Genomic DNA, 13,262 nt, shown 5'->3' with positions numbered 1-13,262 from the left:
TGCCTAACAAATTAATTTGAGTATACACTAATTAATTATATTAAATAGTCAATATCTCCTGTTCTTTTTGCTTAACTTGTAAATCTATTTTATTAGAATATTCATCAGTTAGTTTTTGTATTTCTTCAGATAGTTGATGATAAGTATCTTTGGTAATACTATTATCTTTTTCTAATTTTTTTAGATCTTCATTGCCATCTCGTCTAATATTACGTAGAGCAATTTTAGAATTTTCACCATATTTATAGGCCAATTTTACCAGCTCTTTACGTCGTTGCTCAGTAAGAAGAGGAATAGTCATTCTGATTAACTGGCCATCAGAGGAGGGCGTAAGGCCAAGATTTGCTTCAACAATAGATTTTTCTACCACTTTTACCATAGATTTATCCCACACCTGTACTACAAGAGTTCGTGCCTCCGGAGTGGATAGGCTGGCTACTTGTGTTAAAGGCACTTTACTCCCATATGCTTCTACTTGCACCGGATCCAGTAAGTTAATAGAAGCTCTACTAGTTCGCAAGCCTTGTAATTCATGATCTAGCACTTTCATCGAATTATCCATTTTTATTCGTAAATCTTTAGATATCGTGTTATCCATCATTTTCCTCTCTATAAATAGTCACTAAATTTAATTTGTTATAGTCATCAATATAAGATAAATTAGGGACGCTGGCAGAGGTGCGAAGCTGAGAAGATACGTTGGTAGAGCAACGAGCGAGCACGTCCATAGTTTATATTAATTGACTATATAAAAAGCCCTATAGCTTAGCTGTGTAAGTAGCATACTAATTTGCTTGAATTTTAGTATAGTCTCCTTGCCCTTGTAGTATTCTTGCAAAATTACCTTTTTCTTTAATAGAAAATACTATTATTGGCAAGTTATTTTCCCTCGCCACAGCTATAGCTGCAATATCCATAACTTTTAAGTTATTATTTAAAAGATTAGCATAACTTATAGTATCATATTTAGTAGCATTAGGATATTGGGTAGGATCCGCATCATATACTCCGTTTACTTTAGTGCCTTTTAATAATAAGTCGCAGTTCATCTCAATGGCACGTAATACACCAGCGCTATCAGTAGTACAAAACGGATTACCAGTACCTCCTGCAAAGATTACTACTCTGCCTTTTTCTATATGCCTTTTCGCCTTACGACGAATATAAGGCTCGCACACACTCATCATTGGTATTGCTGATAACACTCTAGTAAATACCCCTAGGCTTTCCATAATATTTTGTAAAGTTAACGCATTGATTACTGTGGCCAGCATACCAATATAGTCACCTGCTGCTCGTTCCATACCAAATTGCCCATCTGTGCCACGATAGATATTACCCCCTCCTACCACAATCCCAATCTCAACACCAAGCTGTAGTGCTTCTTTTATATCTTCAGCTATTCTGATAATTTCTGAATATTCATGGCCATACCGCTGCCCCCCCATTAAGGCTTCCCCTGAAATTTTTAGTAACACTCGCTTGTATTTTAAAGAGGCCATATCTTAATTTTACCTGTTACCATAATAATGCGTTTGATACCTAATAAACTATAGGTGTAAAAAACCAAATTACTTGAAGTATTATTTTTGTCAAGTTTTCTTCTGAGTTTAATGTAAAGGAATATCTGAATTTAACGTAAAGGAATATAATAAACAAGACTGCTCTGAAATACAAGAAAGAGATTACATACCTAAATGATGGAAGACATAGTAGGTAATTGCAGAACTAGCTTAGATGCCCAATTAATAATTACAAACACTGATATGTTAGATGCTAACATAGCCGGGCATCATATGTACCTACTAAAAAAAGTTTTAATCGGTCGTTACTAGCAGCATCTACATGTATTTCTATTGGCCCATCCTTATTTGGAGAATACATGGAACCTATAGATAGTTCTTTTACTGCTGGTGTGACCATCAATTGTACAGGGTTATGAGTATAATTATTTATAAACCTAATATCAACCGAGTCACCATGGGGGCCGTTACCACTACTATTCACAGTAATACTGTGAAAAGGATTGGTCATCTTGAGTAAAGTTAAACCAATACTTTCAGTATGATCAGGACCCATACCCCTAGTTGCTTGAAAAGGTGACAATGCATTATGTTCCTCTCTATCTAATCCTTCACCTGTAAGTAAATTAGAGGATTGCCATTCTATATATCTAGTGATACTACGCATTGTAGAAGGGGATCCTGATTCTGGTGCTTTAGACATAAAAAACCTCCTTTAATTTAGTTATTAAATATTAGTAACTAAATACTACCATATTTATTTTTTTATAACAAAAAGTTATAAAAATTTATTAAAACAATTGTAATATTTATTTGAAACTTATGAGGGGGCTGACGATAAATTTACTGATACCGCTACAATGCTGAAAACCACCACTCGTTACCTGAGTGGGCCGTAGTGAACAATTTCAGAACCACGATACACACAAAGTTATTAGTTGTTCAAATACTTAATTTATGGTAATTATATATTCTTTGTGTTTTTTAAGCTTTTAATATAATATGAATTTATGCGTTGGAAAATTTAATGTATAGTTATTATTAATGGTCAATATTAAAAATATGTACTTAGAATATAAAGTTACTATTGGAGAAAATGGTAGATTAATAATACCGGCTAAAATTCGTGAACACTGTGCGATTTCCTCAGGAGATCAACTGATGCTAGTACTGAGTGAAGAGTTAAAAATAATTCCTATAAAAAATATGGTGCATAAATTTCAGTCATTTATCAAATCTCGTAATAAAAATAATATTTCATTAGTGAATTCTCTAAAAGAGAGTAGATTGGAAGAATACAATAATGAGTAAGTGTGTATTAGATGCTTCAGCTATTTTAGCCTTACTTAATTTAGAACCAGGAGCAGAATTAATAGAACCAGTATTACCGTCTTCTGCCATGTCAACAGTTAATGTAGCGGAAGTAATAGCAGAGTTAGACAAAAGACTTGATATTAGCCCTGAAGAAAGTAAAGAAATGGTTCATACGATGATTAATCAAATTATTCCTTTAGACTTTAATCAGGCTGTAGAAATTGGGCGCTTGAGAAGATGTACTCAAGAATTTGGTTTATCTTTAGGAGATAGGGCTTGTATATCCTTAGCGTTATCTACTGGCTGGCCAATTTATACTACTGATAAAATTTGGTCAAAACTAAAATTAAACTGTCAAATTATTGTAATACGCTAATTTAGTCATCAATGGTGACAAAAATGGTGAAAGCCTCGTAGGAACATGGAGGATAGGGTGGGATTCGAACCCACGGTACGGTTGCCCGTACGCTAGTTTTCAAGACTAGATCCTTAAACCACTCGGACACCTATCCGAAGTTATTCATACCAGAAAGATATAGCAAATTCAAGATATAAGTCAGAGTTTTATATAAAATCCATTTTTAGTTTAAATTGCTTAGCACAAAATAATTTAGATGATATAATAAAATTACTATCTCATAATCAGCTTATAGTTCAAACATGGAATATTTATGAACAACACAGAAGAAGTAATTGCTACTGCGCAGCAATATTTTGCAAGAGCCATGGATACAAAAGAACAATTAAAGCATTTAACGTCTGCACAACAGCGAATAGAACAACAAGATATAGCTAATGATTTGTTCTCTGCTTTAGTTTTAGGCCATCCCAAAGCAGCTACCGCATTATCTCAATGTTTTTTTATGGCATAGGGGTCCCTAAAGATTCATACTTTGCTGAATTTTTCTTTGAGCTTAACCGAAAACTTCAAGGAGGCAAATGTAACAAACTCAGTATCGGGGTGCAAGCGGTGGATAAAGTAAAAGCAGTAGCCAAATATATTAAGGATATAGGAAAAATTCCACCAGAGATAATGTTATCTGCAAAAAACTTTGATGCCGCAAGAGAATTTTGTAATAAACTTATTGGTCCATCTCAAGAATTTATTGCTATTAATAAATTCTTTGCTGTACCATCTACAAGAGGAAAAACAATATTAGAGTTATTAACTGTAATAAATGATAGTAATTACCATATGATGGCAGATATGCCTGTTGCTATAGAACCGATCTCACCAGTGGTTGTGCCTTTAGGCACTATTACTGGGGGCGATGAGGAGAGGCATACATCCTATGAATGTTGTCCTTGTGTAATTTTATAACTAGGTTGTGTTGCAAATTTTTTAGTAGACTTTTTGAGCAGGTGGTGAATTTTGCAAGTCAATAGTCCATTATTTCAAAAAATTTATCTATATTTGCGGAAAAACGTGCCAAAAAAGGGCCTAAAAAATTTTGTAAACGTGAGGATTTGAACCTAGATTCATTGTTCAAATTACTATCACCAGTAGAGTTTCGAAAGAAGTCTAATGAATTATGCAGGTAAAGTTATTCAATAAACCAGATATAGACCAAACAAATTGTTCTATAATCTATATTATGGAAAGTAAGTATAATATTTTAATTGTAACCGGTATTATTGTTAAGAAAATTTTTTGCTGCCTCCGATTCACCTGTATAAATTATATTTTTATAACCAAGACGAATTGCACTAAATAAAGCTGCGTGATCATCTCCTACATGAATAATAATTTTGTTAATTTGTGGAAATTCCTTAAGGAGCTTTTTAAATATATAATCTAGAATTAAGATACCATAATATCTTGTACTACCTCTTTTATTAATTAACACAATAGGATCTGAAAATTTTAGCAAAAATTCCCGAGCTTGACTGAGATTTTCTACAGTATAAATGATTGATGGGGTCATTTTTATCTCCTTATATATTTTCTATAGAATCTTATATTTAATTTTATTAATAGTCTTAAAAAAAGATTGAAACTATTATTACCTCGATGTATTATATTGTATACGAGGAGAAAAATTAAATAAATCTAGACAAGGAGTCTTGCCGTGAATGATATGCATACTAAATCTGCTAAAGAAGACGTTGAAGGTATAAAAAAAGATATAGAAAGTTTAGTGACCCGTTTAGGAAATATTAAGGATAAATCTAGTGATATTATGTCAGAGCAGTTTGATAATCTAAGTACTGTTATGTCGTCATTCAAAAATAAAGGTGTGGAAAAAGGACAAGATGCACTAATTGATATATGTGCTTCTACCCGCAGTCACCCAGTAAGAAATCTAGCCTATGCTTTTGGTGCAGGTATTTTACTGGCTTTCTTTATTAAATAATGGACATAAATTCAATGTTTAAAGCTTTATTAGTTGAATGGCTAAGGCCATACGTTGTAGAACAACAAGAGTCGTGTACTAAACGTACTGTATATGCCCTAAATGTTATTGGGGTAGTGCTACTGATAGCAGCGAATTATGTTTATTTCTACTTTCCAGATAATTCAAATATTATTATTTTAATGAGCGGTGGTACTTTGTCAGTGATAGTTGCAATGTTGATTGAAAGTTTACGGTGCTATTCCCAATATAAGAATAGGTATAAAACTTTTAATGCTTTGAAAAGCTCAGGTCAGGAAGTAGTAGATGTAGCGACTACTAAGATTAGTAACTTAATACCTTGGAGTAAATTGGTAAGTTGTTTACCAGTGCTTGTGCGGGTAGTGCCTGCTAGTGTAGTGACAGTAATAATGTATAAAATTATTAAAAAAGCAATATTGTCAAATCTTACTAAAAAATAATACCAATTAGCTCTTTTCTTGGTTCTGTGAACAACATGTCTTATGTCATGAGTAGATTTTAGAAGCATTTTCGCTCGCAGAACTACATTTTCTGATTTTATCGGGGGTTTAGCTATGCTCACATACTATTTTATAGCATAAAACGTTAAGGTACTGACCTTATATGTGTGTCCATGTGTGCATGTCTATATTGATCTAAGCTTCTAAGCTATACGCTCTGCGCACTCACCCTTTAAAATAAAATCCAACTTAAAATCCATTGAGTACCACCTTACTAACTTATGATATACCACACCCTACTAAACTAATCCGCCGGATGCATTGGAAAACATAAGCTTAGCTCTTGCGTCCTATTCCGATTTCATCAGTTTCTGAGCCACCTCATCTTCCAGCCATTCTCCTGTTTTTAATAATCTTTGCTGTTGAAACTGCATCACCTCAGGAGAAGAAGTATCACTTATATTAGTAATGGCTAAATATTCTACCCCATAATAATCTAAATCTACTGTTCTAAGTAGGTAATTAATTGCTTTTATTTCAGATTCCACACTATCAAAAAATATAATATTCTTCAAGGGAAGATGTATGATGCTAAGAAATTGTTCAAGAGTAGCCGCGTGGCTAATAGTACTAGTAAAAATTATGCCCTGGTAGAACAAGGGAGAATTGATATTGGTTTCCTCAAACCTAAATATTTCCTTATTATTAACCTTCTCAGTAAATTTGATCCCTAAATTACTTAGCTGCTGGTATTGCCATGCCGGAAAATTGTTAATCTGTTTACAAGCAGGATTCACTTTAATAATACCTAAAACTAATGCACCCGTAGCTTTCAGCTGATTTATAAAATGGGGCCACTCTTTCTCTACCAGTATCATTTGGCGTTGCACTATTAGCTTAGCAATAGCTTCATTGGCCATAAAAGGCGCATATTTGGCGGCAGCCCTTAACTCTTCAATAAAACCTCTATAGGCACTACCATAATTAAACATTTTAGATTTAGGCTTAATTATAGTATTATCAATACTAATTAACACTAAGCTAGTTTTATCAATTTTTGGCAATAAATTATTGATTAGCTCTGAATTGATAGAATAAGTGGATAACATTTCCGCAAAGCCAATATTTATATTTAATATTATCCAGCTGAATAATATTAGACTTCCTACATAAATCGATCTAGCTGGTGATTGTGTCGGCACAATTTGCCTCCCTTCTTCCTTACTTAGTCTCATGCACACAGCTTGGCTCGGCTTCGTTTTTCCTAAAAGCCCTGAGGGATTTTTTAACTTATGAAACAAATCTATTGTTAACTGCCCTCTTCTATAATGATTTAAGGAGGTTATTAAATTATTTGGTCTCATAAGGATTTACTCTAATTGTTTTTACTTGATTTAATTCTTTACTGTTGAATGACTTTTCGGAAGTAAATAATGGTTTAAAGATAGCATTTTTGACTTCAAATATTATTAAAATATCTTGAGGAGAATAGTCTGACAATAAAGCATTATAGTCCTCTTTTACTTGGACTAAATTCGTAAACTTAATTATTTGACCGTTAGCTATTATCGGGGAAAACAACATTATATAGCTAATAACAAATCTATTATAAAGACGCATTTAAAGACTTCTTAATATTGTTAAGCATAGTAATTTCATCCTTCCTTCTAGTAAATATATAGTATAATATTTTCCCCAGAGTCATACGTTTTTTTACCTGCAGTAATAATTCTTGTTTTACTATAGAATGAATTGTCACGAAATGACCATCCAGTAAGAATTGCATCAAAGCTTGTAATTGAGCAACAGTAAAATTATTCAATAATATTTGAATAATAAGTTTAACATATGCTCCAGGAGTTTGAGTATTTTCTTTTCTAGCATATTTCTTAAAATTTAAGCTAGACATCTTATTTAAATATCTATCCTGAAACAATTCGATAAAATTAATCTCAGATAATTGCTTTAATATTTCTTCCCGTTCATTATGAATTACTCTAAGAGTTGAATCGGAGTTAACATTTATCTTATAATCTCTATAATCCGAAGCAATTTTCTGTATTATGGTGCGTTGAATAAACGCAGAACTATTTATATTGATTTCATTCAACGCAATGATATTGTTAAATAAAAGTTGATACCTATTTTTTAATAAATTTTTAGTAAAACTATCCAAGGCCCCATATCTTCGGATGACTTTATTGTGAATACTAGCCGTTAATTTTGATTCTAGAGAAGAAATCATTAAAGAAATAGTATGACCATTTTGAATATTTTGAGTCAGTGCCTTTCTAATATGGCTTAAAATATAAGATAGTTCAGGACTATTAGTGACCGAGGTAATTATGATAGAGTCAATATGTTTAGTAATGTTAATTAACACTTCATGCAAAAAAGCACTTCTCTTTAATAAAAATTTTTCTACTATAGCAAATTCAGCATTTTCTATCTGATGTAATATTGTATTATAACTTTCAAATAATTTAAAAAGTTCATATCCATTAATATTAATTTTATTATCATGGGCCCTAAATTTTGCCTCCTCATATATTTTCACTAAAATCTTACTATAAAGCAAAGAAGGATCATTTATATCTTTTAGTCTCTTATATAAATTCACTAAACTGGCATTGGGCAATTCTATCAGGACATTATGGTCATATAACAAAAAATTAATAATTTTTTTTAGCGCCTCCTCATAGTCTTGTACCTTATCTTTCTTCAATAATAACAATATATTAGAGTGAAATAATAAAATATTAGACAATTTTTTACTACTAACTATACGATCAACTTGCCATAACTCTTTTATTAAGAGCATTTGATCCAAGAAGTCATGGTGTTGTTCTCTCAATAAAATGTCGACGTTTAAAGCAATAGTGTATGCTTGGAATTTATTGAACGGTTCTTGAGGATCAGGCCCTGGCTTAATTACATTACAACATTGCTGGATTAAATTTTCTGTTAATTCCTGCACTTTCTGTATGCCAGTATTTACTTCCACTGTTTCACTATAATTATTGGTATAATGATCCAGATATTCTATTATTTGCGTAAGATCAGTGGTTAACTTGGGAATTTCTCCTACTTTAATAGCTTTTTGCTTTAAAGTATCAATTGCTTGGTACCCCTCACCCTGCAGAAAGGATGATAGATGCTTTTGAGTATCCACGGTAAGATAATTCAATAAATCAATATTTTCTTGTAAAATATTGATAAAGCGAGTAGTATATAAAGCTTTTTTTACTATACGCGCATATTTATACGCTATTAGCAATTCAGCGCTAAAAGACACAAAAGCGTCCTTTACCCGTTGTAATATTTTAAGATAATGATCATTAATAACGTTAGTATCAGAATTTTCCACAATAACAAACAATATTATAGGTGCATAGCTTTTGCATATTAAACTATTAGTGCATTGACCCCAAGGGCGACAAGACAAATATAGGATTTATTTACCTTAGTACTACCATTTTAACCCTATATTAATAGCAAGCTTGGTAGAATGATAGCAAAAAATTTCAATACTTAAATATATAACTCTAATAATTCATAAGGAACATCTCATTCCCCTCAGTGTACGGTAAGAATATGATTGTAGTTTCACATTGAGGCTATATCTCAAATTGTAGAGACCATACATTAAAAATTTACCTCACTATCTCAGTTTTTTAGTTGATTAAAAACAAATAAGGCTTTATCCTTTTTAAAATTTTGTTTAACTGCAATATAAAGATTATCTAAATTATTATGCCTAATATTCTTATTATTATCAGCTCATTATGCTTATTAATATCGTGTACAGAAGATAAAGATAACTCTAAGAACCCGAATAATAATATTGATGACTCTCCTGTCTTAACAACACCAGCTACTCAAGAAATTAGCTCAACATCTCCTCTCAGAGAAACAGTTGGGGAGTCCTCTAACGAGCATACTACTAATATTTCTGCGGATTCTGTTGCTGCCGGTACGCCCTTAGAATCAGAAGAAGCGAATCCTATATTAAACTCTAAAGAAGCAGGCGCTCTACTGCCCCCTCCAGATTCTAATAATTCTGTTACTAGCCAAAATAATATAGATACTTCTGACGAACCTGCTCCTTCTGATACGCCCCCTCCTCTACTGCAGAAGGAAGAGGATAACGCTCCTGCAAATAACAATAGAGAGAATAATGAAACTTTTGAGGCCCCTACTTTTAAAGTGAATAAAAATGATATAGTACTAGGTAATGCTAATTCCGAGGTAGTATTGATTGAATATTATTCGCCCACCTGCCCCCATTGTGCTTACTATAATAAAGCAATTTTACCAGCTCTAAAAAAGAAATATACTGAAACTAACAAAATTGCTTATGTAATCCGGGAGTTTATTGGCAATAAAGAAGATTTAGATGCGGCAATTTTACAGCGTTGTGCAAATAATCTTGATAGTTTTCTAAAATTTCAAGCAGTTATATTAGAACAACAAGATAAATGGGCGGGCAATAACCGCTATCGTGAGTTACTGATAAATATAGGGAAAAGCGGCGGTATATCTGCTGAGGATTACGAAACATGCCGGAAGGATGATAAAATTGTTAAAATATTGATAGCTAATACTAACCTCGCTAATAATGCCCCACATTTCATAGGAACTCCGACATTTTTTATTAACGGGCAACAAATATCAGGTGGGTATAGCCTAGAAAATCTTTCTAACCAACTAGATAAAGCTTTACAGCAAACTAAATAGGCACGATAGATAAGACACACATTGTTAGCTGTGTTTCTATTCTCTTACGGAGTATGTGGTCCATAAATTGTCAAATCGTTAATTTTTATATTTTGGCGCCTCATTTCTTTCTTACAGTACTGGAGCTAACACAACTAAATATTAAGCCAAATGTCTCTTAACCCTTTAGAACAATTTACCATTAAAAAGCTAATAGTAATTAAGTTACTTGGTTATGATATTAGCTTTACCAACTCCAGTTTTTATATGCTTACTGCTGCAGTATTAGCGTTATCGTATTTTTACGTGGCGCTAAAAAAACAGGCAATTATCCCTTCTCGCTTACAAATTAGCGCAGAACTAGTATATATTATGATTACCAATATGGTAGAACAAAATGTTGGAGAAAAAGGACGTCGCTTTATCCCTCTAATTTTCACTTTGTTCATTTTTATCTTACTATGTAATTTACTTGGGATGCTACCTTATTCCTTTACTGTTACTAGTCATATTTTGATCACATTTGCATTAGCCACTATAATATTTACACTAATCACAATTACCGGATTTATTACTCATGGCCTACATTTTTTATCGCTATTTTTACCGAAAAATATACCATTATGGCTAGCACCACTAATGATTATATTAGAATTATTTGCTTACTTAGCAAAACCTATAAGCTTATCATTGAGATTAGCTGCCAATATGATGGCTGGTCATATATTAATCAAAGTAATAGCAGGCTTTGCCGTATCATTAATAATATTTCTAAAATTTTTACCAATACCGTTAATTATTGCTTTAATTGGCTTTGAAGTATTTATAGCCATACTGCAAGCATATATCTTTACTATTCTATCTTGTGTATATTTAAATGACACTCTAAATTTGCATTAGATTCTGTGAACATTTCTATGTTAATTAGTAGATTTATAGGCAAAATTGTCTCGCAGTAAGGCAACCTACCTAAGAAGGCAGTCACATTTATAAAAATTTACTTTATATTTACACCTTATCCTAATATACTCATTGTTAAAATTTATCTTTAGGAGTTTACTTATGGATGCAATATCTTTAAAATATATTGGCGTAGGGTTTATGGCTATAGGAATGTGCGGTGCAGCTATAGGAGTATCTAATATATTTAGCACCTTATTATCCTCTATTGCGCGCAATCCTTCTGCTACTGATCAACTACAGCGAATGGCCTTAATTGGTGCTGGCCTTACTGAAGCCATGGGATTATTTTCATTTGTAATAGCCATTTTACTGATATTTTCATAAGATTTATGCCTCAATTTGATATTACTTTTTTTTATTCCCAAATTTTTTGGCTTGCGATTATTTTCAGCGGTTTATATTTTTTAGTACACAAGTTTATTACCCCGCTAGCGCAAAAAATTTTAGATAATAGGCAATCTGTGATCAATTCTAATATTGCCCAAGCTGAAAGTATTACAGCTAAAGCTAAAGAACTACAGCAACAATATAATAATGAAATCCAACAAATCCAACATTTAGTAGAAAATATTAGGCAAGAAGAACTAATCAAAATGCAAGCTTCTTTTTTAACTAGAAAATACCAACTCACTAATGAGTTAAAAGCGCAAATTATGCAAAATAATAGTGAGAGTACAGAACACTATAAATTATTTTGGGAGCAACAAGAACAAAACTGTATTAATTTAGCGCGGTTAGTAATCACAAGGGTGACCAACCAACCAGTAAATTTAGAATTATTGACACGTTTATATAAGAAGATACTATAATGTATTTATTTAATGAAGATTTTTGGTTAGCTATATCTTTTTTGATTTTTGTGTATTTAGCTTATCATCCTATAAAAGATACAGTATTAAAATCATTAGACCACAAAATTCTTGTGATTAAACAACGAGTTTCAGAAAGCAAGAAGATGACTGAAGATAGGGAGTTGCTATTTGCTAACGCCATAAATCAGGTACAAAAAATTGACGTTCTAAGAGAAGAGATGTTAAGAAAAGGACAAGAAGCTACTGAAGTTATTATCGAAGCACAAAATAAAGAAATAGTAAAGTTTTTAGAAAATAAAAAGCAGAATAATAATGATTTAATTAATATAAATAACTCAAAATCAGCAGAGCTTCTCCATGCAGAATTTTGTAACAAAATAATAGAATTAGCCATCCTGTATTTACGCACTACTCAAAACGAAGGCAAATTGGATATGGAAATCGCAAGACAATTTATAGAAGGGGAAACGTCCACGAATTCTAATCATCACTAGGCAGCAAAACTACGTAACACAATGAACATTGATAAAAATTTACCTAATTATCTGACTATAGCGCGCATTGCTGTTATTCCAATCATCATAATGTCCTTCTATCTAGATAATTCTAAATTTGCGCATAGGCTTGGCGCCTTACTCTTTGTGTTAGCAAGTATTACCGATTTTTTTGATGGTTATCTTGCACGCAAATTTAGCTTGGTGTCAAGTTTTGGGGAAATGTTTGATCCAATAGCTGATAAATTATTAGTAGGTTGCGTAATTATTATGCTAGTTAAAAAAGGTAGCGCTGGCGAAATTCCTTGCTTATTAATTTTAATACGCGAATTTTTAGTAGCAGGATTACGCGAGTTTCTAGCTTTAATTAAGGTTAATCTGCCGGTATCCCGGTTAGCTAAAATTAAAACATTTATCCAAATGTTTGCTCTTACCACTTTGATTCTAGGATCTAAAGGTTCAGGATTCGTATATATGGATTTAATCGGGCAGATTGCGTTATGGATTGCCGCCATTTTAACTATTATTACTGGCTACTCCTACCTAAAGCTCTGTAGTAAATATTATTGACTTATCTCTATTTATTTCACTGCTTTGATATCCATTAGACCTCTTGCATAACCTA

General features: G+C 32.3%; 19 protein-coding genes and 1 tRNA gene. 12 read left to right on the top strand and 8 right to left on the bottom strand.

Annotated elements, in window-relative coordinates; all coding sequences use genetic code 11:
* Window positions 1-40: 40 nt before the first annotated feature.
* The 3 genes from frr to ACFELV_RS07290 all read right to left on the bottom strand — a co-directional run bounded on the left by frr (window position 41) and on the right by ACFELV_RS07290 (window position 2,226).
* A complete protein-coding gene (frr, locus tag ACFELV_RS07300; protein ID WP_375327388.1) occupies window positions 41-601 on the bottom strand; it encodes a ribosome recycling factor in 561 nt (186 codons plus the stop codon).
* 184 nt (window positions 602-785) lie between these two features.
* The gene (gene pyrH, locus ACFELV_RS07295) at window positions 786-1,502 is read right to left on the bottom strand and encodes a UMP kinase (protein WP_375327387.1); all 717 of its coding nucleotides are present in this window, start codon (window positions 1,500-1,502) and stop codon (window positions 786-788) included.
* A gap of 274 nt (window positions 1,503-1,776) precedes the next feature.
* Window positions 1,777-2,226, bottom strand: coding sequence for a hypothetical protein (locus ACFELV_RS07290; RefSeq protein WP_375327386.1), 450 nt, complete (start codon window positions 2,224-2,226; stop codon window positions 1,777-1,779).
* A 359-nt stretch (window positions 2,227-2,585) separates the two neighbouring features.
* On the opposite strand from ACFELV_RS07290, the gene ACFELV_RS07285 reads away from it, so the two are divergent.
* Both ACFELV_RS07285 and ACFELV_RS07280 read left to right on the top strand, forming a co-directional pair.
* On the top strand, window positions 2,586-2,834 hold the full coding sequence (locus ACFELV_RS07285; protein WP_375327562.1) for an AbrB/MazE/SpoVT family DNA-binding domain-containing protein: 249 nt from the start codon (window positions 2,586-2,588) through the stop codon (window positions 2,832-2,834).
* A complete protein-coding gene (locus ACFELV_RS07280) occupies window positions 2,827-3,213 on the top strand; it encodes a type II toxin-antitoxin system VapC family toxin (RefSeq protein WP_375327385.1) in 387 nt (128 codons plus the stop codon). The genes ACFELV_RS07285 and ACFELV_RS07280 overlap by 8 nt, the downstream gene beginning before the upstream one ends.
* Window positions 3,214-3,259: 46 nt before the next feature.
* On the opposite strand, the gene ACFELV_RS07275 is transcribed toward ACFELV_RS07280, so the two are convergent.
* A tRNA-Ser gene (locus ACFELV_RS07275) sits at window positions 3,260-3,349 on the bottom strand.
* Window positions 3,350-3,508: 159 nt separating this feature from the next.
* Here ACFELV_RS07275 and ACFELV_RS07270 point away from each other — a divergent pair.
* Window positions 3,509-3,709: a hypothetical protein gene (locus ACFELV_RS07270; RefSeq protein WP_375327384.1), complete on the top strand. Its 201-nt coding sequence runs from the start codon at window positions 3,509-3,511 to the stop codon at window positions 3,707-3,709.
* Window positions 3,691-4,158: a hypothetical protein gene (locus ACFELV_RS07265; RefSeq protein ID WP_375327383.1), complete on the top strand. Its 468-nt coding sequence runs from the start codon at window positions 3,691-3,693 to the stop codon at window positions 4,156-4,158. Before ACFELV_RS07270 ends, ACFELV_RS07265 begins: the two co-directional genes overlap by 19 nt.
* Window positions 4,159-4,453: 295 nt before the next feature.
* Here ACFELV_RS07265 and ACFELV_RS07260 read toward each other — a convergent pair whose 3' ends face one another.
* Window positions 4,454-4,762 carry a hypothetical protein gene (locus ACFELV_RS07260; RefSeq protein ID WP_375327382.1) on the bottom strand — a complete coding sequence of 103 codons (309 nt, stop codon included), beginning with the start codon at window positions 4,760-4,762 and terminating at the stop codon, window positions 4,454-4,456.
* 153 nt (window positions 4,763-4,915) lie between these two features.
* Here ACFELV_RS07260 and ACFELV_RS07255 point away from each other — a divergent pair, with 153 nt between their 5' ends.
* Together ACFELV_RS07255 and ACFELV_RS07250 are read left to right on the top strand one after the other, a co-directional pair.
* Entirely contained in the window at window positions 4,916-5,191 is a 276-nt protein-coding gene (locus tag ACFELV_RS07255) for a hypothetical protein (RefSeq protein WP_375327561.1), read from the top strand.
* Window positions 5,191-5,652 (top strand): hypothetical protein, encoded by a 462-nt coding sequence (locus tag ACFELV_RS07250; RefSeq protein WP_375327381.1) that lies wholly within the window; start codon window positions 5,191-5,193, stop codon window positions 5,650-5,652. The genes ACFELV_RS07255 and ACFELV_RS07250 overlap by 1 nt, the downstream gene beginning before the upstream one ends.
* A 350-nt stretch (window positions 5,653-6,002) precedes the next feature.
* Here the strand turns inward: ACFELV_RS07250 and ACFELV_RS07245 are convergent, their stop codons facing one another.
* Genes ACFELV_RS07245 through ACFELV_RS07235 form a run of 3 tightly spaced genes read right to left on the bottom strand, consistent with a single transcriptional unit; the run spans window position 6,003 to window position 9,019 of the window.
* Window positions 6,003-7,016, bottom strand: coding sequence for a DUF2608 domain-containing protein (locus ACFELV_RS07245; protein WP_375327380.1), 1,014 nt, complete (start codon window positions 7,014-7,016; stop codon window positions 6,003-6,005).
* The gene (locus ACFELV_RS07240) at window positions 7,003-7,272 is read right to left on the bottom strand and encodes a hypothetical protein (RefSeq protein ID WP_375327379.1); all 270 of its coding nucleotides are present in this window, start codon (window positions 7,270-7,272) and stop codon (window positions 7,003-7,005) included. Before ACFELV_RS07240 ends, ACFELV_RS07245 begins: the two co-directional genes overlap by 14 nt.
* Window positions 7,259-9,019 carry a hypothetical protein gene (locus tag ACFELV_RS07235; protein ID WP_375327378.1) on the bottom strand — a complete coding sequence of 587 codons (1,761 nt, stop codon included), beginning with the start codon at window positions 9,017-9,019 and terminating at the stop codon, window positions 7,259-7,261. Before ACFELV_RS07235 ends, ACFELV_RS07240 begins: the two co-directional genes overlap by 14 nt.
* A 386-nt stretch (window positions 9,020-9,405) precedes the next feature.
* Here ACFELV_RS07235 and ACFELV_RS07230 point away from each other — a divergent pair, with 386 nt between their 5' ends.
* The 6 genes from ACFELV_RS07230 (at window position 9,406) to pgsA (ending at window position 13,207) form a co-directional block, all read left to right on the top strand.
* Window positions 9,406-10,389, top strand: coding sequence for a DsbA family protein (locus tag ACFELV_RS07230; protein ID WP_375327377.1), 984 nt, complete (start codon window positions 9,406-9,408; stop codon window positions 10,387-10,389).
* 150 nt (window positions 10,390-10,539) lie between these two features.
* On the top strand, window positions 10,540-11,268 hold the full coding sequence (locus tag ACFELV_RS07225; protein ID WP_375327376.1) for a F0F1 ATP synthase subunit A: 729 nt from the start codon (window positions 10,540-10,542) through the stop codon (window positions 11,266-11,268).
* A gap of 162 nt (window positions 11,269-11,430) precedes the next feature.
* Window positions 11,431-11,655: a F0F1 ATP synthase subunit C gene (locus ACFELV_RS07220; RefSeq protein WP_375327375.1), complete on the top strand. Its 225-nt coding sequence runs from the start codon at window positions 11,431-11,433 to the stop codon at window positions 11,653-11,655.
* Between the two features lie 5 nt (window positions 11,656-11,660).
* Window positions 11,661-12,140, top strand: coding sequence for a hypothetical protein (locus ACFELV_RS07215; RefSeq protein ID WP_375327374.1), 480 nt, complete (start codon window positions 11,661-11,663; stop codon window positions 12,138-12,140).
* Complete coding sequence (locus ACFELV_RS07210) at window positions 12,140-12,637, top strand: ATP F0F1 synthase subunit B (protein WP_375327373.1); 498 nt, start codon at window positions 12,140-12,142, stop codon at window positions 12,635-12,637. The genes ACFELV_RS07215 and ACFELV_RS07210 overlap by 1 nt, the downstream gene beginning before the upstream one ends.
* A gap of 21 nt (window positions 12,638-12,658) precedes the next feature.
* Window positions 12,659-13,207 (top strand): CDP-diacylglycerol--glycerol-3-phosphate 3-phosphatidyltransferase, encoded by a 549-nt coding sequence (gene pgsA, locus ACFELV_RS07205; protein WP_375327372.1) that lies wholly within the window; start codon window positions 12,659-12,661, stop codon window positions 13,205-13,207.
* Window positions 13,208-13,262: the final 55 nt, after the last annotated feature.

It is taken from the genome of Candidatus Tisiphia endosymbiont of Nemotelus uliginosus, from assembly GCF_964264835.1.
Taxonomy (GTDB): Bacteria; Pseudomonadota; Alphaproteobacteria; order Rickettsiales; family Rickettsiaceae; genus Tisiphia.
This window is presented reverse-complemented; position numbering and strand designations above follow the sequence as displayed.